The organism is Paenibacillus sp. JL3B1040 (assembly GCF_057063165.1).
In genome coordinates this window covers 3,815,918-3,838,661 of record NZ_CM169317.1, presented here as the reverse complement: position 1 = coordinate 3,838,661, position 22,744 = coordinate 3,815,918, and the positions used below count along the sequence as shown (strand labels likewise).

Genomic DNA, 22,744 nt, shown 5'->3' with positions numbered 1-22,744 from the left:
AAGCTCATGGCATCTTATCGGAAATTTGCTTATGTGTACGACGAATTAATGGAGGACATGCCTTACCCGGAGTGGATTCGATTTGCCCGCACGGCCTGGGAACGGCACGGCATGCCGAGGACGGTCGTCGATCTCGGCTGCGGGACCGGCAGCATCACGATCCCGTTGGTCAATGCCGGGTTCGAGGTGACGGGCATCGATCTGTCCGCCGACATGCTGGCGGTGGCCCGCCGCAAAATGGAAGCGACGCCCCAGGGCGCCCGGCTGTTCCGCGAGGGCAGCGTGCGCTGGGTGCAGCAGGATATGACGGAATGGTCCGTGCCCGAGCCGGTCGATGCCGTCATTTCTTTTTGCGATTGCCTGAACTATTTGCTGGAGGAGGAGGATATTGTCCGGACCTTCCGCCGTACCTACGAAGGGCTGAAGCCCGGAGGGACGTTCCTGTTCGACGTGCACCATCCCCATACCTTGATCCGGTACGAGGAGGAGCAGCCGTTTATTTGGGATGAGCCCAGCGTGTCCTATATCTGGACGTGCGAACGGGACGCCTATCGCAACGAGATCGAGCATCACCTGACGATCTTCGCCCGCGAGGAGGAGCAGGGGCCGGGGCTGTACCGGCGGTTCGAAGAGACGCATATCCAGCGCGCCTACGACCCGGCCTGGTTGAGAAGCGAGCTGCTGCGCTGCGGATTCCGCGACGTCACCATCTATGCGGATTTCGAGTGGGTTGAGGCGGTGGATGAGGCGGCCCGGCTCTTTTTTGTGGCGGTAAAATAGACGGTGATTCCGTTTTGAAGCCGCCGCGGCGGCTTCACGGCCGAATAGTTGCGTGAGTGCAGGTAACTGCAGCATTGCAACAATTCGCGAATTATAGCTCAAACTTGAAAATTTAACTGCACTTCTGCACTAATTTCTTCATGGAGGGGCGATGGATTCCAAAGTTATAATGGGAAACAGAGTCCAATGGAAAGAGGGGAAACGCATGAAGAAGCAATACACGGTACTATTCCAAGGGGATTCCATCACGGATGGGAACCGGGGGCGCGACAACGACCTGAATCATATTCTGGGACATAGCTATGCCTACATCATCGCCGCCAAGCTGGGCAACGATTTTGCGCATTTGCGGCCCACCTTTATTAACCGGGGAGTGAGCGGCGATCGGGTCTCGGATTTGTACGCCAGATGGAACGAGGATACGATCAGCTTGCAGCCGGACGTTATCAGCATGCTGGTGGGCGTCAACGACGCCTGGCGGCAAATGAGCGGCGAACCCAGCGGGGCGACGGACCGTTTCGAGCGGGCTTACCGCCATTTGTTGGAGGAGACGCGGGAGGTGCTGCCGAGCACCAAGCTGGTGTTATGCGAGCCGTTTATCTTGAAAACCGGTGCGACAGCGGAAAAATGGGCCGAATGGGAGCGTCTGATCAGGCGGTATCAGGACACCGTGCGCCAGTTGGCTGAGGAGTTCGGCGCGGTGCATGTCCCGCTGCAGGATGCTTTTGATGCGGCGACCGACAAAGCGGAAGCCGCATATTGGCTCTGGGATGGCGTCCATCCGACGGCAGCGGGCCACGATTTGCTGGCCGCCCGTTGGCTGGAGGTCGCGGGTCGCAGCGGGCTGTGGGAGTAAGAACATGAATAAAGGGTTTAAAGCGGAGGGAGTCCGTTTTAAACCCTTTTATTTTTGACGGAACATTTCTTTCAGTACGCGATACGCACGCGCTTGTTCCTCGGCAGGCTGCTCCTGCAGCAGTTGCACGATTTGCCAAATCCATGTCTGATCCCGAAGCTCGTCGTACCCTGGATTCCGGAATAAGGCATACACGCTGATCTGCAGCGCATCCGCGATTTTATGCAGCGTTTCGAGCTGTACGTTTTGTTCCCCGCGTTCCAACCGTCCGATATAGGAACCGTACGTCTCTGTCGACTCCGCCAGTTGCTCCTGGGTAAGCCCTTTAAGTTTGCGATAGTACCTGACATTTTTGCCGACTTGTTTGGCTACTTCCATAAAGGCCACCTCTCGTATTAAGTTTAGTCGATACGGAGGGGCGAACTGCAGAGCATTGTAAGATTCATATTCCGTAAAAAAGAATTCAAAAGTTCTGTATTGCATATTATTGACAAAAACGGACTGGTATATTAGATTTGGGATAGAAATATTAACCATTAACTGGCGGATACTTCTATTCCATGATCAGGTTGTGGTTAATGCAAGGAATTGTAGGGTTGTTAGGAGTGGTTATCGAATGAATCACACAACCACGATTTTAACGGAATTGAGAGGCTTTATGAACCGGGAAAGCTTAAACATCAGCCAATTGAGCAGAATGGCGGGGCTGAACTCCGGTACCGTAAGTTCCATGATCAATGGAAGGAAGGTGATGAGCGTTGAGCAATTGGATCGTCTGACGGCGTTGATGGGATTGGCGGAAGGGGACCTTTATGAAGAGTATTTTAAGGAGTATTTGACCGAGGCGTCACCCAACTGGCGCAGAATCCGACCTTTTCTGTACCGCTGCGGGGAACTCGGGAAGCAGGACTGCATTCGGAGAACCGTGGATTTATTGATGGAGAATTTAATGTATGCTTCCCCGTTGTTTGAAGTTGCGGAGGACTTTTTTCGAAGCGGCAAGCCTGCCGCTGCCGCCATCTTATACGAAAGCATCGCCGAAAGCGAGCAAAAGCAACATTCGGAGCGGTTGGCCGTTTGTCAGTATCGCTTGTTTATGATCCGCCAAGGAAACGACCAAGAGTTGAATTATCAGGCGGCCATTCAGTTCGAGCCCTTTGTGGAGCGGTTGGATGAAGTGGAGCAGTTGGATGCGTTGAAAGACTTGGCTAATACGTATCGCGCTTTAAACCGCTGGGATAAGGTAGAGAAGGTAGCTGAAAATTTGGAGCATAAAGCCATGATTTACTACTTCTCGGAACGGCAACAAAGAGTAGATCCTCCAAAGAAACCAAACAGGCCCTTGTTTTTTTATTTGGCGTACTCTTATCTGCTTCGTGGAAGCATTTGGGATTTCCGAGGAGATTATGAGCAAGCACTACGATATATTCGGCTTTATGCGGATTTAAGCTGGGTAAAAGAAAGCGACAAGGAGACGCAACATTGGAAGAATCTTTTTCAAGAGTGGGCCGAGGCGAATACTCTATTGACCAGACTATCTTCAGGAGATATAAGTATACTCCCGGATTTTGTAGCCAATATCGAATCTAAGAAAGATGATATTATTCTGTCGTTATTAAACATCATGGAGATTGCAAACCGATTTGATATTAATGTCGACGATATTATCCGGCGTTTTGAAGTGGAGATTAATTCTTTGACTAAAAAACCAGCAGCAGTTGGAATGTACCCTCAACAAATTATTTCGGATCGCATTTCTAGACTTCTAAATGAATTAGCTAGTTACTACTTACATAAAAGTGAGTTTTCAGACGGGTTTAATTATTTAATTCATAGTTTGGAAATATCTACAACTACAAATAATAAAGTGTGTATAATTAGGTGTGTAGGGTTGTTCGAGCTTTTTAGAGAGCATGCCTCTTCCGAAATCAAATCGGCCTACAAAAATTTAATTAATGAGGTGTACAAAGATGAAAAGAAAATGGGTAAAGCTCCTCTTGCTAAGTAGTTTTTTATTAGTGTTAATCACTCCCATTCAGGCCACACCAAATGGTGGACATTTCCATCTTGCTGAACACATTGGGATAGGTTGATTTATTCTATCAGAACAGCGTTTTTCAAGGACTAGCTCTTACGAGCTGGTTCTTTTTTGTCATGTAAGATTTTTGCTTTTTAATTTTTGTTTTTCCAAATCTAGACATAATCCCCTAAAATAATTTGTATAGTCTTATTTACATGATTGAGGGGGATTCACTTGAATCACTTGAAATATCGGACCACGATTATTGAAGCAGTTCATAAATATATGGAGCGGAACGGGTTAAGTCTTACGCAATTGGCCAAGCAATGGGAATTGAACCCCGGGACGGTCAGCTCAATCCTGAACGGGAACCGTCCGCTCGCGGTAGAACAATTGGAACGGATCACGGCGGTAATGGAGCTTCCCCGGGGTTATTTCTACAAGACTTATATTGGCGAGTACTTGCATGAAGCCAACCCCGATTGGCGCAGGGTGAAACCGATGCTGCAATATTGCGCCGAACTGGATATGCCGGACCTTATTCGGGAGATCGTTGGCTTATTGCTTGACAATCCGCTATATGCACATCTCTTGTTTGATTTGGCCGAAGAATTTTATAAAACGGGTCAATTGGAAGCGGCGGGGATTTTGTACGAAAATGTCGCCCTGACCGAGCGCAGGCAACATTCCGAACGGTTGGCCTTATGCCAGTACCGCTTGTTTCTGATTGGGCAGGGCCATGACCAGGATCAGAATTTCCAGGCCGCGATTCAGTTTGAGCCTTTTGTCGAGCGGCTCGATGAAGCAAGTCAACTTGATGCGTTAAAGGATTTGGCCAACGCTTATCGTGCTTTGAACCGCTGGGACAAAGTAGAGAAAATCGTTCAAAGGTTGGAGCAAAAGGCCAAAATTTATTACTTCTCGGAAAGGAAGAGAACCGTACTCCAAAGAAAGACGAACAGACCTTTGTTTTTTTATCTGGCTTATTCTTATCTTCTTCTTGGAAATATTAATGAGTTGCGTGGAGAGTATAAAGAGGCGCTGCGATGTATTCAGTTTTACGCTGATTTAAGCTGGGTGAAGGAGAACGATCCGGAAACGAAATACTGGAAGGATCAGTTTCAAGAATGGGCTCAAGCAAATACCCTATTGAACAGACTATCATCTGGAGATGCAAGCGTTCTTCCGGATTATGTGGCTTATATGTCATCCAGAAAAGATGAGATCATACTTTCGCTTTCAAATATTATGGAGGCAGCAAATCGGTATGATATGGATGTCGACGACATCCTTCAGCGATTCGAATTGGAAATTCAACTTTTAAGCAAACAACCAGTATCCCTGGGTGTGTACACTCAGCAGTTTATATTAGATCGCATTTCCCAACTTCTTAACGAATTAGCAATTTACTATTTACGCAAAGGCAAATACTCGGAGGGCTTTAACTATTTTATAGAGAGCCTGGAGCAATACTGTTATTTAAACATTCATAATCGATCCTTGATCATCAAATATGTGGAATTATTCGAACGTTATAAAAACTATGCTTCACCGGAAGTTATAGATGCCTATCAGGAATTGATCGGCAATATAAAATAGCGGTGGATTCGATTGGCTTCATCCATGCGGCTCCTGGCGGCGGATATTAAACAGCGCAATCTCGATTTGAAACAGCCGATCACGGTATGAAATCTCGATGATGCCGCCGCAGTCGGCAACGATTTTTTTGATATTCTTTAAGCCGAGACCATGGGTGCCGCGGTTTCCGGATTTGGCGGAAAGGATATCTCCTTTCCGGTTTGTACGGATTTCATGGACGTACGGATTTTGGATGCGTATAAACAAACTTTGGTTAAGGTAATGCATATGAATGTTGATTTGCCGATCAATATTGGCTTCCGTCTTGCAGGCTTCGATGGCATTATCCAATGCGTTTCCCAAAATAACGCTTATCGCCACGGTATCAAGCTCCAGATGCGGAGGGATATTCAAATCCAAATGAAAGGGAATTTGATCGACCCGGGCCGCCTGCTGCTTGTAATTGATGATCGAGTCAATGATCAGGTTACCGGTATGGCAGCCTCCCGAGCTATCTTCGAAACCTCCAAGGAGCTTGTCTATTTCCTGCAGGCCGGCTTTTTCCTCACCGGATTGCAGCTTTGCTCTTAATCCCAGCAGAATATTTTGAAAATCATGCCGGAACTTCGATATTTCCTCCTGTTTTTCTTTGGTTTGCAGATATTGATTTACATAATATCTATTTTGCTGCTCCAACAGTCGATTTCTCGTCTGAGCCGTTTGAAAGCTTAATACGCGGTCATATAGAATAAAAATCAAAAAATTGATGATCAGCAGCCCGCTGGAGATGACCGGAAACAAAATAGGGGACGTCCGATAAGCCCAGTTGCTTGAAAGCGAGAGGATACCGGTTACACTTAAAAACGGACATAAAAATAAAAGCACCCAATATCGTCCGGATAGATCCCCTGCTCCATAAGATCGGATGAGTCGAACCAATAGGAAGACCAACAAAACCATCAACAGCTTGGAAAGAAAAAGAGTTAGAATGTATCCGTTGCTCGAATACACGGGTTGCATCGCCGCATCGCTTAAAATAATGAGGGCCACGATAAACAGAGCCGCGCCGATTTTCCACTTCAAATTTCCCCTATAAAGAAAAGACATCCCTACTATTAACCCCGTGTTCATAGCCAGTTGAACGGCGCCGGGGAATGGGCTTAAACGCAAAGCAACGGTCCCGATGAAGTACAGAACGTAAAATAAACCAAGCTTCAATTTGCTTTCCACTCGGCAAACGAAGCAATGGCCGAAAAAATAGTGAACGATAAACGATAAAATCGGAAGGGTCCCCAAATAAAACAGTTCTTCCGTAAAGGCATTATCCAATAAAATCCCCTCTGAATTTCAAGTAGTTTTTTCGGACGGCGGAGCTTCTCTTTTCACTGATCGGCAATGTTTTGCCCGTAACAAGCACAAGTTTACTGTAGGCAATTTCTCTTACGAAGTAGAAATTCACGATGTACGACTGGTGGATTCGTATAAAATCCCCGCCCGTCAGTTTCTTTTCTTCTTCATTTAACGTGCCGTAATATTCGATAGGACCGGTTCCGGTGTAGAGCGAAATCTTTCTCAAGTTGCTTTCCAGGTACATAATTTCCCGGAAGGGTACCAGTTGCTCGCTTCCCTTTTGACGTACCGGCAGAAAACTGCGATAGGCTTGCCGCCGCTTGCGAATCGCTTTATGAATGGCAGACGTCAGTTTGGCTTTGAAGGATTCGGGGGCGAGGGGTTTCTTGATAAACCCGGACGGATGAACATCGAACAGCTGAACATGGTATTGTTCATGACTGGAAATATATATCAACTGGACGTTGTCATTCTCATCGCTCGCTCGAAGCGCATGCCCCGCCTCAATGCCGTTAACGCCTTCCATCTCAATATCCATGATAATAATATCGTACGGGCAACCTTGCTGAATGGTTTTAGAGAAACTTTCTCCGGAATAGAAAAGAGACACCTCTATTTTCTCAGGAATCGTGTATTGAAGATCCGATAAAAGTTCTTCGACCCGTTCGGTTGTTGGCAGGTCGTCATCACACACGGAGATTCGAATCACGTGAACCTTCCTTTCTACCGTCCTCCCTTTGATTATACAATTTTTGAACCCCTGAATAGTTACACGAAAGCTCTTAATTCTGACAATCCGTGGTTTGAAGGAAGGACAAGCATGTTATGATGACCTCGATCACAGCAGGTAGAGGAGTGTTTGGACATGGAGACGCCGATTTTTGAGGCAAAAGGGTTAACGAAGAGATTCGGATCCTCCTTCGCGCTTCAGGATATTCATATGACGATTCAAGCCGGAGATATTTATGGGTTTGTCGGGGAGAACGGGGCCGGCAAAACCACCCTGATGCGAATCATTGGCGGTTTGGTATATCCGACGCAGGGCAGCTTTTCTCTATTTGGAAAAACGGAAAAAAGCGAATGGGATGCGGCTAGGCGTCAGATCGGGTTTCTCATCGAATGGCCGGCGCTGTATCCGCATTTGAACGCGGAGGAGAACCTGACCTTTTATTGCCGGATTTACGGAATTAGGAATCCTGGCCGAATTGCCGAGGTGTTGGATACGGTATCTTTGACGGACACCGGAAGAAATAAGAAGGTTTCGGAATACTCGCTAGGCATGCGACAACGGCTTGGACTGGCCATCGCCCTGCTCAATCGGCCGAAATTTCTGGTGCTGGACGAACCGATCAACGGACTTGACCCTTCAGGGATCGTGGAAGTGCGCAAAATTCTGGAGCATCTGGCAAGAGACAAAGAAGTAACCATTTTGATTTCCAGTCATATTTTAAGCGAACTGCAATTATTGGCTACTAAATTTGGATTCATCCATCGCGGAAAGTTAATCAAGGAGATCTCCGCCCAAGCATTATTAAAGTCCGCGGAAACCAGCCTATGCGTTCGAACGCCGGATCTGTCGGCGGCTGTCGAAGTTTTAAGAGGACAGCTCAACCTCGAGCGAATAACGATCAAGGATAATGGAGAGATCCACATTCCCAAGGAGGACACGAATCTGGAACAACTTATGGCGATTCTGCTGAAGCAGGGAGTTCCGGTTGAGGGAATCCATCTGTCATCTCCCAATCTGGAGAACTACTATATGGACCTGATCGGAGGCCACGCTTCATGAAAAATTTTCTAAAAGGCGAAATCTATTATTTGCGAAAAGAATCCGCCTTTCGAGCGGTGACTTTGATTTTTTTGCTCGCCGGTATTGCGCTTCCCGTATGGATCGGTATGAAAACCGGATTTGCGTTAAGCAATCCGGCGGAACCCTTGCGAACCTCCACCCAGCTTTCGTTATTTCTGTACTTTATTATTCCCGTGCATGCTTGTTGTTTCGCGACGGAGGGATATGAGTACGGCTCCATCAAAAATATCATTTCCTCAGGTCAGAGCAGACAGTCCTATTTGATCGGGAAATATGTGACGGAACTCCTGGCGATTTTAGGGTGGATCGTTCAATTTTTTGGAGTGTTCTATATTTTATATATGGCGTTGGCGCTGCTTGCGGGTTCTCCTATTGGAAACAACGATCCTGCGGGAAATCTCAAGTCCGCGATGTTGGCGCTTGTGTTCAACTTTCTCTATTTGGCCGCTTACGCTTCCATCGTGATGATGGCGGGGATCCTGATCAAAAGAACGGCTTCGGCGATCATTTTCACTTTTATCGCCGTGTTCGGCGACTTTCTGCTTAGCGGGTATCTGAAAGATTCCGCCTCCGCCTTTTTGCGCACGGTCTCGGAGCATAGCTTAATGACTCAGATATTTAAATTTTCCGGACAATACGTAGTAAATTCAAAACTCGTCGTCCCGTCGGGGCCTGAAGAGTATCTCCGCATGACGCTGATTCCTTTGGTCATCATCGCCGTTTGTTTAACGCTGGCCCTCCTCGCTTTTAGAAAAAGCGACATTGTGACTTAACACGAAACGCTAATGATCTCATTTGCGACTTTAATCGTTCTGATACTTTCTTTCCGTAATAAAAAATAGACTGCCCTCTGACAAAGGTTTGCAGTCTATTTTTTATGGATAGCACCTTGTAAATGCCTTCCGCCCTTAAAAGCGGCTACTGCTCAAAGGAGTCCGTGTTGGAAGCACGGCTCCTTTTCATGTCTTTATATTAGCATTTTATGTTACTTGTTTCAATTATCCTCGCTTCAAATTCGTCGTCCCGTCGGGGCCTGAAGAGTATCTCCGCATAACTCTTACGCTTACAGGAGCGCTTATTTAAGCGAAAAGTGGGGGGAGATATTTCTAACGCTGGTCAGCGTGCTTATATGGGCGAAAACGCCGTTTTTTTGACGAGAAACCGGGAAATAAGCTCTCCTGCAAGCGTTACAACCTGCGCGTCCTCGTTTTGGGCCCAATAGCGTTGCTCCTAAGCGTTAGACTCATGCCTTGTTCCTGTTGCCGTGCGATAAGCCCCCGATTTGAGTACAGAGCCTAAAATCTTTCGATAAATTCCCCCGGCTTCGCCGATTATCCGTAAAAATTAAATAGTTATTGTGCCGATAATTCAGTATAATTCTCTTATAGCCTAGTGAACGAACCCTTCAGAGAGGATTATCTACCTAATGAATGTAGCAGCAACTAAACCAGTAAAGACAAATCGACGTTCCAAATCGTCTCCTCCGCCCGTCCGGATTTTCTCGCTTGGCGGGATCGGGGAGATCGGCAAAAATATGTACGGCATCGAATTCAGAGATGAGATCATTCTGATTGACGCGGGTCTCAAATTCCCGGACTCCCGCTTGACGGGCATTGATTGCATTATCCCGGATATCCGTTATTTACTTGACAACAAGCATAAAATGAAAGGCTTGTTTCTTACCCATGGCCACGAGGACCATATCGGCGCCATTCCGTACGTGTTGCGCCAGCTGCAGCTGCCGATCTACGGCGGTCCGCTGACGATCGGGCTGGTCAAAGCCAAGTTGGAGGAGCATCGACTGCTCGGGCAAGCGGAGCTGCACGTGTTCCACGAGAACGACCGGTTCGCCTTCAAGCATCTGGCCGTGCATTTCTTCCGGACAACCCACAGTATTCCCGATGCCTTCGGCATCGTGGTTGATACCCCTTACGGATCGATCGTGCATACGGGAGATTTCAAATTCGACTTCACGCCGGAGGATCGTCCGGCCGACCTGTTCAAAATGGCCAGCGTCGGCGGCGATGGCGTGTTAGCGCTGCTCGCCGACAGCACGAACAGCGAGAAGGAAGGCTTTACCCCTTCCGAGCGTCGGGTCGGCGACGCCATCCTGGAGTCGTTCCGCGGCTGCCGGGGCCGGATCTTGTTCGCCACCTTCGCCTCCAATGTACACCGGTTGCAGCAAGTGGTGGAAGCGGCAGCGATCGTGGGCCGCAAAATTGCCGTCATCGGCCGCAGCATGGAGAAAGTGTTCGCCATCGGCCAGGATCTGGGGTACATCCGCGTTCCGGAAGGGATGCTGATCGATGTGAAGCATATCGACCGTTACCCTGAAGAGCAGGTGCTGATCGTCTGCACCGGCAGTCAAGGAGAACCCAACGCCGCGCTTAGCCGGATTGCTTCCGGCGCCCATCGGAACGTCCAGGTCTATCCGGGCGATACCGTGATTTACTCGTCTTCGCCGATTCCCGGCAATGCGCAGAATATTAACCGGAGTATCGACCTGCTGCTTCGCGCGGGCGCAAATGTCATTTACGGCTCGATCTTCGATATCCATACGTCCGGGCACGGCTGCCGGGAGGACTTGAAGCTGATGCTCAGCTTCATTCGTCCGAAATATTTCATCCCGATTCACGGCGAATACCGGATGCTGCTCAGTCACCGCGATCTGGCGCTGCAAACGGGCATTCCCGAAGATCATGTGTTTGTCATGAATATCGGGGATACGTTGTCGGTATACCGGAACCGGGCCAAACGGGGACGCACGATTCCTTCCGGACAAGTGCTGATCAGCAACGGGGAAATGCGTCCAACTCATGAAGACGCACTGCTGATAGAGCGGATGGAGCTGGCTCAAGAAGGGATCGTCATTGTCGTGATGACGGTGGACCGTAAAACGCGGCAAATCCTGGCCGGGCCGGATATCGTCTCGCGCGGCTTCGTCTACATGCAGGATGCCCGGCCGCTGCTTCGCCGGGCCGAAGCGATGCTGAAGCGGAGCCTGAACCGGCTTGGCGAGAAGGAATCGTACGATCATAACGTTTGGCTGCGGGCGACGCAGCAGCAACTGCGGCGGTATTTTTCCAAAGAAGTGGGCCGAACCCCGCATATCATGCCATCCATCCTGGAAGTCTAGCCTCCGGTAAGGAGCTTCCCGAGAACCATTGGGAAGTTCCTTTTTTTAATTGACCCCCTGTTCATCCTTCCGTATAATGTGTAAAAAAATAGGGGATTCCGAAGGAGGGAGATCAAATGACGAATGAACCCGCGATTCGCTCCGTGATCAGCCGCCAACTGGAAAGGAAAGGATATTCCTTGCACAGCTTTTCCCACCGTTCGGGAATCAATCGGGGTACGCTCAGCGCCATTTTAAACGGCAATCCCCCCAAACCGATCTCTATAAAGCAACTGGACTTGATAACCGAAGCGTTGGAACAGCCGATCGGACGGTATTATCCCTTATACATTGAGGAGTGTATCGACTCCGGGCATCCGAACCGGCGGAGGCTGAAATCGTTTTTGCTGCGCTGTGCGGAAATCGGCGAATTGGCTTGCATTGAGCAGGTGCTGTCCCGCCTGGCCGAAGACTTGTCGTATCTTCCGATGATCTTTGCGATTGGCGAAGAATTGGATAAAGCGGGAAAACGCGAAGCGGCAAAGCTGTTCTATCAATCGGTATGCGAACACGAGAAATATCAGCATTCGGAGCGTTTGGCGATCAGCCAATATCGTCTGTTCCGAATGAATTCGTGTGACGACGCGGACTCCATCCTGCGGGCGGCAACCTGGTTCGAGCCGTACCGCAACCGGCTTCCCGAGGATCTTCAGCTCGATGGGCTGCTGCATTTGGCGAACGCTTATTACACACTGCAAAAGTGGACTTATGTCGAGAGATTTGCCGAGGAGCTGCAGACGCTGGCCCAGCGTATGTATGAAATGTGCCGCAAATCGGCGAACCCCAATCCGTATCGCGAGCTGCGCTGCGAACGCCATCTGGTGGTCTATTACGGCCAAGGTTATTTGCTGAAAGGCTCGGCCTTGGAGCATCGGGGCAAGTACGGCGAGGCGCTGGCCTGCGTGGAGGAATACGCGGATTTAAGCTGGTTTGAGGGCCTTGACGAAACGGGCTTGAATGAGGTCGATAAATTTAAGGTCTGGGCCAAAGCGAACCGGTACAACCTGGAGATTTTGAACGGAAATGAAGCGATTCTACCGGAATACGTCGGCTTGCTCAAAGAGCATCCTTACGAAGTTCTTCCCAGTCTAAGGATCATTGTCGAAGCCGCCAACATCAACGGTTTTCTGATCGACGACGTATTAAAAGAGTTTCCCGTGAATACGGATTTATATAGCCGATTTTCGGATCACTATGTTTCGGCCGTGAGTAAAGATCGGTATCTGGATCTCAACTATCAGTTGGCCATTTATTTGCTGCGCAAACAGGAGATGGCGGAAGGCTTGGAGAAATTGATCTATGCGCTCAAATACGCCGTTTCTCTCAAGAACAAGGATTTTTTTGTGAAAATGGTCCCGCTGTTTGAGCAGCATCGCATCTATGCTTCGCGGCAGCAACTGCGAGAGTACGAAACTTTGATGGGGGAGGTGTTGGAGGATGCGGAAATGGATGTTGGCACTCGCACTGGTCATTAGTTTCGGCATGGGGGTATTCGGTAGCATCAGTCATGAAGGCCATCTCACCGCTTACGAGAACGGAGTAGGGGGTTAAGGAGGGAACCGGGGATGCCGGGTATACCTCCTGATCGTAATTCGAAGCCGATCGTACCGGGAAAGTCCTGTACGAATCGGCTTTTTGCGTGTACGAAGATCTACACTCGCTGCCCGGACGCTTTGCGCGATTATCCCCTTTGATCAGGTAGCAGAGAAATAGACAAGGGTTCGCCTCACTCCAGGCCCTAGCCCCCCTGAACGAAAGGGATAACCGTGCAAAGACAGCTGGACGGACACCAGGGCACGGTCCAACTCTGTGATTGACGTTTTTTTGACGGGGTAGTTATAATTGTTGAATCACAAGAAAAGAAAGCGCTTCACCACTTCGCTATCGGTTTTTCTTTTTTCAGGAGGCGGGAATGGATGATAAAGGGGTTTGATTCGATACGCGGTTGGTTGGGTCGCGATACGCTTCGGGGACGCATGTACCTTATTCTGCTGACCAGCTCCATGATTCCGTTAATCATGACGGGCAGCCTGGCCTTTTATTCGATGACTTCCATTTTGGACAATAAGATCGAAAGGGGAATCGAGGACAATCTGGAACGCGTGCTGCAAACGGTGGAAGCCACTTTAAACAACCTGTACGACGTATCGCAACAAATGTCCTTTGAGGGGTTCGTCGGGCGGGATTTGGAGCGTTTATTACAGACAGAAGACCCTTATGAAGCGGCGCAACTGAATAGAAACATCCAGCAAAATGTCAACCTGCTCAATGCCTCCAACCTGAATACCGGGTTGATGTTCTATTATGACAGCTCCAGCCGGAAAATGATGTACGAAACGCTATTGACCCACGAGAAGCAACCCGACCTGGAAAGTCTTCCGGTAATGGCGGAAAAGTCGGACATTGTGTTCAATAGCCCCCACTTAACATTATACAAATACAATGACACGCCCGTATTTTCCGTATTGCGGAAAATGGGGGATCCCGAACGTCCTCTGTACGCTTATGTCGAAACCCATTCTAAGGTACTGCAACAAGTGTTAAATATGAAACAGTACGGGATGAAAGCCTTCCATCTATTGACGGACGCAAACAATACGGTTCTGTACAGCGATCATCCGGTATGGTTGCCCGAAGGAGGCCGCTACCTTGGCGACCCTATTCCGGGTTATTACCCGTTTACGGCGACCTCCAAGCAAGGGTGGCATTTGGTAGTGTTCATCAGCAAACAGGACTATCACCAGGAGAGCAGAACCTGGTTGATCGGTTTTTCCATGGTGGCCGGATTTGCCCTTGTGATCAGCTTGCTGCTTGCGCTTCGCGTTTGGAGGATGGTGTTTGGCCCGTTGCACCGCATCCACCGGGGGATTGGGGATTTGACGAGCCGTCGGGGAAATGTAGAGATACGTTTGACGGGCATGAGAGAGTTTGATGTCCTTATTGATCGTTTTAACGGAATGCATCATCAAATTGAAGTTTTGGTAGCGGAAGTCGAGACAAAGGCCAAGGAAAAACAGGATATCGAAATGGAAAAGCTGATGGCCCAAATCAATCCCCATTTCCTGTACAACACGGTAAATACAGCTCAATGGTTGGCGCGCATGAACGGACAGCACGATATCGATCGCTTTTTGTCGTTATTTACCAAAGTATTAAAGTATAATCTGGCCAAAAACGGAAAAATCGTCACGTTGTATGATGAGATTCAGTCGCTTAGGGACTATGTGGAATTGCAGCAGATCAGGTATGACTTTGATTTCGACGTTCGTTATGAAGTTCCCGGGGAACTGATGAATGTATCCATGCCGCGGTTTATCCTGCAGCCTATCGTGGAAAATTCCCTGTATCATGGGCTTCCCGAGACGGGGGGAGCGATCGTGGTTTCGGCCGGAGTAGAAGGGGAAGACGTACGGGTCGAAATTCGCGATAACGGAAAAGGAATGAGCAAGGAGCAGATCGGCGAAATATTAAGCGGAACGACGGAAGAAACGCATTCTTCGGGTATGGGCATCGGATTAAAGTACGTGATCCGCAGTCTTGGCAGCTATACGCAAGGACGAGGGAAACTCGATATCCAGAGCTTGACGGAGGGGGGGACTTCCGTTTCATTTACAATTCCTTTTGGTGTAAATAGGCTTGCCGAAAATGATCAATCGAAATGGAGCGAAGAGGATGAAAGTTCTGATCGTGGATGATGAAAAGTTGGTACGAAGGGGCTTGATCTCCATGATGCCTTGGGAAAAATACGGCATGGAGGTCATTGGTGAAGCCATGAACGGAAGCAAAGCGTTGGAATGCATGGAACAAGATCCGGCCGATTTGGTATTCACAGACTTGATGATGCCGGTCATGTCGGGGTTTGACCTGATGAGCGAGTTAGCGGATAAATACCCTCGGACCTCCGTGGCCGTCTTGACTTGTCATGAGGAATTTGCTCTTGCCCAGCAGGCGATCCGGATGGGGGCTATTGATTATGTCGTTAAAAACGATTTGGAGGCCGATCTTATGGATGAGGTTCTGGAACGAATCTCTCGTCTATACCGACAAAAGGCCATGGGCCTCTCGGAAATGGATCGGGAAAGATATGCATTTTACGAGCAGACTTCCGGCCCGCTTCCAGGAGGAACCCCGTCGAATCCCGGGTTGGACGTGAAGCAGGAAGACGTGATGACCTGTTCCGAATGGTGGAACGATCTGAAATGGATTGGCGACGATCAAGTATACGAGCTGATGTTAGAGCAAACCCGTCGATTCCGTTTGCCGCTTGCGGAACTTAAAGGTTGCGTGTTCCCGGCGCTGCTTAAGATCGGAAACCTGACGTTGTCCGTGGACTACGCCGTTGAGTGGATCTCCCGACTGGAGCAGGGGCGGCATTGGGAACATTGGGTCGGTATTTTGCAGGAAGGTCGCAATCATTTCCGGCGTATGTTGTTCAGGGGAAAACAAGCCCCCGATATCGTGAACGGCATTTTGCTGGCCGTCCAATACATGCATGCCCAGGAAGAACTGGATTTTGACCAGAATGAAATTGCCGGAATCGCTCATATGAGCCGCACGTATTTCAGCCGCAGCTTTAAAGAAGCAACCGGAAAGTCCTTTCAAGATTACGTGAAAGAGCTGCGGCTTTACAAGGCGCAACAACTTTTGTTGCAGAGCGATAAACCGATCTATACGATTGCGCGGCAAATCGGCTTCAAGGACGATAAATATTTCAGCAAAATGTTCCAGCAGCGGTTTGGCCTGCTTCCATCCGCTTATCGCCATCAAAGGCTAAGGCTTTAAAAACAGCTTCGGTAGAATTTTGTGAATCGTGGTCTGAAAAAAGTCAACCGGCGGCAACGCATTTTATGAAAGCGGATACAATAAACCGAAATCCGGTAAAACGTTTCTATCCCGGGGTTTTGAGAATGGACATTATACTCGAAATGTAATCCCAATTCGTCCAAAGGGGGAAGAAAAATGAGGAAACGGAAACGGATCATGCTTTTGTTGGGCTTCGCATTGGCGTTATCGGCCTGTTCCGGCGATCCCGGGAATGCTCCGGTTGCCGAAGACACAAGCGGAGAAGGCATTGCAGCCACGACTCCGAACCAGGATCCCTACGCAGCGATGCCCGAGCAAGTAACGATCACGATCGGCAAGGAAGCGGCGGTCGATCCCAAGCTCCCGAGCGGTTCAACTGTCGAGGATAATGAACTGACGCGCTATTTTTCCGAAAAGCTGAACATCAAATACGTAAATGCCTGGCAGGCGACGGGGTCCGGCGACGCTTACAAGCAAAAGGTCAGCCTCACCCTTTCCGGCGGGGACCTCCCCGATGTTATGGTCGTGGACAAGCAGCAGTTGGTTCAGTTGGTCAACGCGGATATGGTGGAGGATTTGACGGAAACCTATGCCGGTTTTGTTTCGCCGAACCTCAAGGCCGCTTACGAATCCACGAACGGATACAGCCTGGCTTCGGCGACTTTTGACGGAAAGTTGCGCGCGTTCCCGAACATCAGCCCCGGAGCCGACGGCCAAAATTTGCTCTGGGTGCGTCAGGACTGGCTGGATGATCTGAACCTTCCGGCGCCGAAAACGCTCGACGACATTATTGCGGTAACGAAGGCTTTCCAGGAGAAAAAAGGGTCGGCAGGAATTCTGGGAACCCAGCAGATCGTCAATGTCGGCAACAGCCAGTATGGCTTCGATACAATCTTCAGCGCCTTTGACGCTTATCCGGAATTGTGGGTAAAGGATGACCAGGGGAAGGTAACCTACGGTTCGATCCAGCCCCAAATGAAGGAAGCGTTGGCCAAACTTCAGGATATGGTTAAAGAAGGGTTGATCGATCGGGAATTCGCGGTGAAAAAGCCGGAGCAGTCCACGGAACTCGTGGTCAGCGGCAAGGCGGGAATCTTTTTCGGGCCGTGGTGGTTGCCGTTCTCTCCGTTGAATGATGCGGTCAGCCAAGATTCTAAAGCGGAATGGGTCGCGTATGCGGCGCCGACCGGAAGCCAAGGCAAAATGAATACGCACATGGCTGCGCCAAGCGCCAGCTATTTGGTGGTTCGCAAGGGATACGAGCATCCCGAAGCGGTGTTGAAGACGCTTAATTTGCAATTCGATGTTGACCAGATGCAAGGGGAAGGCATCGTCCAAAACGATCCGTACCAATGGATGAACATGCCGTTTTCGCTGTTGCTCAGCAACTATGACGATAAGGAAAAGAAAGCCTTGGCTGTCCAAGCGGTGATCGAAGGTAAAGCAGGCGAGGATACGCTGCAAGGGGAAACCAAGCAGGTTTACGAGTCCTATTTGAAAGACAAGGAGGCGCCCAAGAAAGATCTCAGCGCCTGGTCGCAGCGTCACGCCTTTCTGACGGGCGCCTTGGTTTTGGCGGGCGACGGCATCCATCGGGTGCAAGGCGTTTATTACGATCAGACCGATACGATGCGTTTAAAATGGGCGAATCTCCAGAAGCTCGAGGATGAAACGATGCTAAAGATCATCATGGGCTCCGAAACCGTCGACTATTTTGACGACTTCGTGCAGAAATGGAAGGCCCAAGGCGGTGAGGAAATCACGGCCGAGGTTCAGGCTGCCGTGGACCAACATTAATTTCAAGAAGGGAGTTTGGGCCAAGGCTTGGACTCCCTTTGCTCATCAAGCAAGGTGAGGATTCGGAGGAGATACAATGGGGAAGAACAACGCTTCGCTTCATTACCATCTGATGTTGGCTCCGGGCATGCTATTTATCGTTTTGTTCGGGCTCGTCCCTTTGTTTGGCATCGCCATCGCCTTTCAGGATTTCATCCCTGTCAAAGGCATCACGGGTTCCAGATGGGTAGGTTTTGACAATTTTATCTACATGTTTCAACTGGAGGACAGCAAACGAATCTTGTTCAATACCTTGTACATTTCGATATCGAAAATGATCATGCAGATTCTTGTCCCCGTCGGGACCGCGCTGCTGCTGCACGAACTTGTTTTTCCGCGGATGAAGCGGTGGTTTCAAACGATTATTTATTTGCCTCATTTTTTGTCCTGGGTCATCCTGGCGGGGATTTTGACGGATATGTTATCCGCCCAAGGCATCGTAAATCAAGTCGTAAAAGGATTGTTCGGCGAAACCGTGTTCTTCCTGGGCAGCAACTTCTGGTTTCCGATCATTGTCGTATTGAGCGACGTTTGGAAAGAATTCGGTTTCAACGCCATCATCTTTCTGGCGGCATTGACCGCGATCAACCCTTCGTTGTACGAAGCGGCCGAGATCGACGGGGCGGGAAGGCTCCGCAAAATGTGGAGCGTCACGCTGCCGGGCATCTTGCCCACGATTGTGCTCGTAACTACGCTCAATATCGGACAGATCTTGAACGCGGGCTTCGATCAGATTTATAACCTATATAACCCGCTCGTGTATCCGTCGGGAGATATTATCGACACCTATGTTTACCGGATCGGGCTGGTGCAATATCAATACGGTTTGGCTACGGCGGTCGGCGGTTTAAAATCGCTGGTAGGGTTCGTGCTAATTTTTATCTCCTACCGGTTGGCTGCAAAATACGCCAATTACCGCATTTTTTAGCGACTAGCGTCCAGGAAAGGAAGTGTACTCATGACGCTTTCAACAAAACGGCGGATCAGACCGACGGATATAGCCCTGCTTGTTGCCATGCTCTTGATCACTTTGCTCTGTTTGCTGCCGATCGTTTACATCGTGTCCCTCTCTCTAAGCGGAAAATCGGCGGCGGCGGCCGGTTTGGTCACTTTGTTTCCGGTCGACTTCACTTTTTATTCGTATGAATATATGTTGGGCGACCATCGGTTTTTCGAAGCATTCGGCGTATCCGTAAAAAGAGTGTTGATCGGCGGGCTCATTAATTTCGTCTTAACCGTTCTTATGGCCTTTCCGCTGGCCAAAGAGCGATCGGAGTTCAAGAGCCGGAACGTTTACGTTTGGATTATCGTTTTTACGATGATGTTCAACGGCGGATTGATCCCCTGGTACATGGTCGTCAAAAACCTGCATTTGATCGATACGATTTGGGCGCTGACGTTGCCCGGAGCGGTTCCGATTTTTAATGTCATCTTGCTGATGAATTTTTTTCGCAATCAGCCAAAGGAAATCAACGAAGCTGCGGTTGTCGACGGCGCGGGCCCATGGAGAATGCTGCTGTCGGTCGCCGTTCCGCTTGCGCTGCCGGCGATAGCTACAGTGACTTTGTTTAGCATCGTCAATCATTGGAATGCGTTTTTTGACGGTCTGATCCTGATCAACAAGCAAAGCAACATCCCCTTGCAGACTTATATCCAGCAGCTCGTCGTGCAACCGGTCATTTCCAACACGACTCGTGCGGAGGATTTGATCCAATTTTCGCAGCGGACGTTCAATGCGGCCAAAATTGTGGTCACAATGATTCCGATTTTAGTTATTTATCCATTTTTACAGAAGTATTTCGTGACCGGCATCACGCTCGGTTCAGTGAAAGAATAACGGGAGATTCAAAGGGCACAATCACCCGGCAAGGGCGGGTCAGCGGTTTCACCTCTCCAGCTCAAGCAGCCGGGTTTTCATCTCCAGGCCGCCGCGGTAGCCGGTGAGCGCGCCGTTCTTGCCGATCACCCGATGGCAGGGAACGGTGATCAGCAGCGGGTTGGCTCCGATCGCCGTGCCGACGGCGCGGACGGAGGATGGTTTGTGTACGGCTTCGGCGATCTCCGAATAGGAACGGGTTTGTCCGAAGGGAATGTCGCAAAGCGCCTTCCATACCGTGAGTTGAAATGCCGTCCCCCGCAAATCGAGGGGGAGCGTGAAACGTTCGCGTTTGGCCGCCAAATACTCCGTCAGCTCGGCAGCGTAAGGAGCGAGCCGCTGCTCGTCCTGCGTGAGCGGGCTGCCTGGGAAGCGGCGGCCGGCCCAAGCGGCCAATTCTTCAAACGGCCGACCGGGAGAGCCAACGTACGCCAGGCCGTTGTCGGTGGCGGCGAGGTACAGGCTCCATGGGTGACCGTGGAGCCGTGACCAGTATAAAGGCTGAGGTTGGTTGGTTTTCATGGGGAATCCACCTCCAGAAATGATGTAATGCAAAATACAATATTAGGTCACTAGGTCGGCGAGCCCGCCTGCGAATTCCGATATTCGTTGGGCGTGACGCCGGTTGTTTTTTTGAACAAGGTAATGAAGTACGCCGGGCTGCCGATTCCCACCTCAAGGGCGATGTCCGCCACTGTGCGCCGTGTGTGGAGCAGCGCGCGTTTGGCCGCTTCGATTCTGCGCCGCTGGATGTATTCGACCGGCGTCATTTGCATGACGCGTTTAAAAGTGCGCTGCAGATGGTACGGGCTGCCGTGGCACATGTCGGCGAGAAGTTCCAGCGTCAGCTTCTCTTCATAATGGCGGTCGATGTATTCGGCGACTTGCTCCACCCATTCCCGGTCCGGCAGCGGTTGTCCATCGGGTTTGCAGCGCTTGCACGGGCGGAAGCGGGCGGCCTTGGCTTGCTCGGCGCTGGCGAAAATGCGGACGTTTTCCCTTTTGGGCGGCTTCGATTTGCATGAGGGCCGGCAGAAGATCCCCGTGCTGGCGACCGCGTAGAAAAAACGGCCGTCCTGCGAGGCATCGTTATGGATGATCGCCTGCCACTCGGTTTCACTGGCGGTTGGATATTCGCCGCGGGTGGTCGACATGGGTAACCTCACCTCCAGCCTTAGTATACCTTTGCGGAGGCCGCCTCGTCATGCTTTTCAAATGGAAAAGCAAGATAACGAAACTCATTAGAACGTCAATCGTGTTAAAACTAGAAGGGTAAAGCGTTAGTTAAAGTGAGGAGGAAGTGTCATCAGTCGGACTTATTCAGAAGAGCCGGGCGTGGTGTGGGAAGATCGGGGGGATATGCTGATGCTGCCGGTACCCGAGGAATTCCGTTTTGCCGAAAATATGAAGTACTTGTCACGGTCATCCAACGAGTGTCTGTCGCGTATTGACCATCAGCGGCTGTACAAGGCGATTCCGCTGGCATCCGGGGCGATCGCCGTGGTGGAAATCAGCGCGGAGGGGAGCGAGGCCCTGGGGGTTCGATTCCTCGGCGGGACGGCCCCTTCCAGTAAGCAAGATCGCGAAGAGGTAGCTCGTTATGTCAGGGACTGGTTCGATTTGGATACCGATTTGCGTCCGTTCTATGAAATGGCGCAAGGGGACGCCTTGCTGCGGGGAACGGTCGCTTCGTTCTACGGGCTGCGCAATATCGGCATTCCCGATTTGTTCGAAGCCCTGGCTTGGGGGATCATTGGCCAGCAGATCAACCTGGCTTTTGCTTACACGCTGAAGCGGCGCCTCGTCGAACGTTTTGGGCGTTCCGTGGATTGTGAGGGAGAACGGTACTGGGTATTTCCGTCCGCCCGGGACATCGCCGGTTTGACCGCTGCGGATTTGGAGGGGGTCCGCATGACCCGGAAAAAATCCGAATATCTGCTCGGCACGGCCCAATGGATTGCCTCGGGTGAGCTGACGAAGGAAGGGCTGCGGGCGTTGGGCGGGGTGAAAGAAGCGGAGAAGCGGCTCGTCGGCATCCGCGGGATCGGTCCGTGGACGGCCAATTACGTACTGATGCGCTGCCTGCGCATGCCGGACGCTTTTCCGGTTGACGATGTCGGTTTGCACAATGCGGTCAAGCATGTGCTAAAGATGGACCGGAAGCCGACCCCAAAGGAGCTGCTGGCCTGGGCGGAAGGCTGGAAGCCGTGGCAGTCGTACGCGACCTTTTACTTGTGGAGAGTGTTGTATTAACAACGAAATGTGGGAACCCCTAGTTCAACATCGACAGCAAACGAAGCGCGGCCGAGGAATCGGCGGTGCTTTTTTGTATATTCGGCAAGGTATACGTAGCGGGTAAAGAAGCGGGTAAGAAGCGACAGTTTGACGACAGTATGCTGACAGCTTGGCGTGATCCTCCACTCAACTGCAAAAGTGCAGCTTATTTTCCGCAAAAGTCGCTTGTCGAGCGGTTGAGAAGCAAAAGTGCAGTTGTTTTGTGAGGATATGGAAAATTATGGATAATTAAATAAAAGTGAACTGCACTTTTACACTTGATCAGCCGGAATGGAGCGACATGGCGCGAATAGAATGCATTTTTACACTTCGCTCCCTGCTGCGCGCCCTTTGGGGAAGCTCTTGAGCCGGTTTCTCCCGCAAGC

19 protein-coding genes are annotated in these 22,744 nt (G+C 50.2%); 14 read left to right on the top strand and 5 right to left on the bottom strand.

The features are described 5' to 3' along the window. The first annotated feature begins 6 nt into the window (after positions 1-6). Both ACZF99_RS17410 and ACZF99_RS17405 read left to right on the top strand, forming a co-directional pair. Complete coding sequence (locus tag ACZF99_RS17410) at positions 7-780, top strand: class I SAM-dependent DNA methyltransferase (RefSeq protein ID WP_483606332.1); 774 nt, start codon at positions 7-9, stop codon at positions 778-780. 169 nt (positions 781-949) lie between these two features. Further along, on the top strand, positions 950-1,636 hold the full coding sequence (locus ACZF99_RS17405) for an SGNH/GDSL hydrolase family protein (protein ID WP_483606331.1): 687 nt from the start codon (positions 950-952) through the stop codon (positions 1,634-1,636). 48 nt (positions 1,637-1,684) lie between these two features. On the opposite strand, the gene ACZF99_RS17400 is transcribed toward ACZF99_RS17405, so the two are convergent. Continuing rightward, a complete protein-coding gene (locus tag ACZF99_RS17400) occupies positions 1,685-2,014 on the bottom strand; it encodes a helix-turn-helix domain-containing protein (protein ID WP_483606330.1) in 330 nt (109 codons plus the stop codon). A gap of 238 nt (positions 2,015-2,252) precedes the next feature. On the opposite strand from ACZF99_RS17400, the gene ACZF99_RS17395 reads away from it, so the two are divergent. Further along, complete coding sequence (locus ACZF99_RS17395; protein WP_483606329.1) at positions 2,253-3,644, top strand: helix-turn-helix domain-containing protein; 1,392 nt, start codon at positions 2,253-2,255, stop codon at positions 3,642-3,644. Between the two features lie 246 nt (positions 3,645-3,890). Beyond that, positions 3,891-5,255 (top strand): helix-turn-helix domain-containing protein, encoded by a 1,365-nt coding sequence (locus ACZF99_RS17390; protein ID WP_483606328.1) that lies wholly within the window; start codon positions 3,891-3,893, stop codon positions 5,253-5,255. 18 nt (positions 5,256-5,273) lie between these two features. Here the strand turns inward: ACZF99_RS17390 and ACZF99_RS17385 are convergent, their stop codons facing one another. Together ACZF99_RS17385 and ACZF99_RS17380 are read right to left on the bottom strand one after the other, a co-directional pair. Continuing rightward, a complete protein-coding gene (locus tag ACZF99_RS17385) occupies positions 5,274-6,563 on the bottom strand; it encodes a sensor histidine kinase (protein ID WP_483606327.1) in 1,290 nt (429 codons plus the stop codon). After that, positions 6,556-7,293: a LytR/AlgR family response regulator transcription factor gene (locus ACZF99_RS17380; RefSeq protein WP_483606326.1), complete on the bottom strand. Its 738-nt coding sequence runs from the start codon at positions 7,291-7,293 to the stop codon at positions 6,556-6,558. Before ACZF99_RS17380 ends, ACZF99_RS17385 begins: the two co-directional genes overlap by 8 nt. A gap of 156 nt (positions 7,294-7,449) precedes the next feature. On the opposite strand from ACZF99_RS17380, the gene ACZF99_RS17375 reads away from it, so the two are divergent. From ACZF99_RS17375 to ACZF99_RS17335, 9 genes are all read left to right on the top strand, one after another. Continuing rightward, positions 7,450-8,373 (top strand): ABC transporter ATP-binding protein, encoded by a 924-nt coding sequence (locus ACZF99_RS17375; RefSeq protein WP_483606325.1) that lies wholly within the window; start codon positions 7,450-7,452, stop codon positions 8,371-8,373. Beyond that, positions 8,370-9,167: an ABC transporter permease gene (locus ACZF99_RS17370; protein WP_483606324.1), complete on the top strand. Its 798-nt coding sequence runs from the start codon at positions 8,370-8,372 to the stop codon at positions 9,165-9,167. The genes ACZF99_RS17375 and ACZF99_RS17370 overlap by 4 nt, the downstream gene beginning before the upstream one ends. A gap of 653 nt (positions 9,168-9,820) precedes the next feature. Next, positions 9,821-11,530 carry a ribonuclease J1 gene (rnjA, locus tag ACZF99_RS17365; RefSeq protein ID WP_483606323.1) on the top strand — a complete coding sequence of 570 codons (1,710 nt, stop codon included), beginning with the start codon at positions 9,821-9,823 and terminating at the stop codon, positions 11,528-11,530. A 116-nt stretch (positions 11,531-11,646) separates the two neighbouring features. Beyond that, on the top strand, positions 11,647-13,044 hold the full coding sequence (locus ACZF99_RS17360) for a helix-turn-helix domain-containing protein (RefSeq protein ID WP_483606322.1): 1,398 nt from the start codon (positions 11,647-11,649) through the stop codon (positions 13,042-13,044). Between the two features lie 441 nt (positions 13,045-13,485). Next, a complete protein-coding gene (locus tag ACZF99_RS17355; protein ID WP_483606321.1) occupies positions 13,486-15,264 on the top strand; it encodes a sensor histidine kinase in 1,779 nt (592 codons plus the stop codon). Beyond that, positions 15,242-16,351: a response regulator gene (locus ACZF99_RS17350; RefSeq protein ID WP_483606320.1), complete on the top strand. Its 1,110-nt coding sequence runs from the start codon at positions 15,242-15,244 to the stop codon at positions 16,349-16,351. Before ACZF99_RS17355 ends, ACZF99_RS17350 begins: the two co-directional genes overlap by 23 nt. A gap of 177 nt (positions 16,352-16,528) precedes the next feature. Next, the gene (locus tag ACZF99_RS17345) at positions 16,529-18,169 is read left to right on the top strand and encodes an extracellular solute-binding protein (RefSeq protein WP_483606319.1); all 1,641 of its coding nucleotides are present in this window, start codon (positions 16,529-16,531) and stop codon (positions 18,167-18,169) included. Positions 18,170-18,245: 76 nt separating this feature from the next. Further along, positions 18,246-19,136 (top strand): ABC transporter permease, encoded by an 891-nt coding sequence (locus ACZF99_RS17340; protein ID WP_483606318.1) that lies wholly within the window; start codon positions 18,246-18,248, stop codon positions 19,134-19,136. A 30-nt stretch (positions 19,137-19,166) separates the two neighbouring features. After that, entirely contained in the window at positions 19,167-20,045 is an 879-nt protein-coding gene (locus tag ACZF99_RS17335; RefSeq protein ID WP_483606317.1) for a carbohydrate ABC transporter permease, read from the top strand. Positions 20,046-20,093: 48 nt separating this feature from the next. Here the strand turns inward: ACZF99_RS17335 and ACZF99_RS17330 are convergent, their stop codons facing one another. Together ACZF99_RS17330 and ACZF99_RS17325 are read right to left on the bottom strand one after the other, a co-directional pair. Then, a complete protein-coding gene (locus ACZF99_RS17330) occupies positions 20,094-20,606 on the bottom strand; it encodes a methylated-DNA--[protein]-cysteine S-methyltransferase (protein WP_483606316.1) in 513 nt (170 codons plus the stop codon). A gap of 50 nt (positions 20,607-20,656) precedes the next feature. Next, positions 20,657-21,238 (bottom strand): bifunctional transcriptional activator/DNA repair enzyme AdaA, encoded by a 582-nt coding sequence (locus ACZF99_RS17325; RefSeq protein ID WP_483606315.1) that lies wholly within the window; start codon positions 21,236-21,238, stop codon positions 20,657-20,659. A gap of 211 nt (positions 21,239-21,449) precedes the next feature. Here ACZF99_RS17325 and ACZF99_RS17320 point away from each other — a divergent pair, with 211 nt between their 5' ends. Next, the gene (locus ACZF99_RS17320; RefSeq protein WP_483606314.1) at positions 21,450-22,337 is read left to right on the top strand and encodes a DNA-3-methyladenine glycosylase 2; all 888 of its coding nucleotides are present in this window, start codon (positions 21,450-21,452) and stop codon (positions 22,335-22,337) included. The last annotated feature ends 407 nt before the right edge of the window (positions 22,338-22,744 follow it).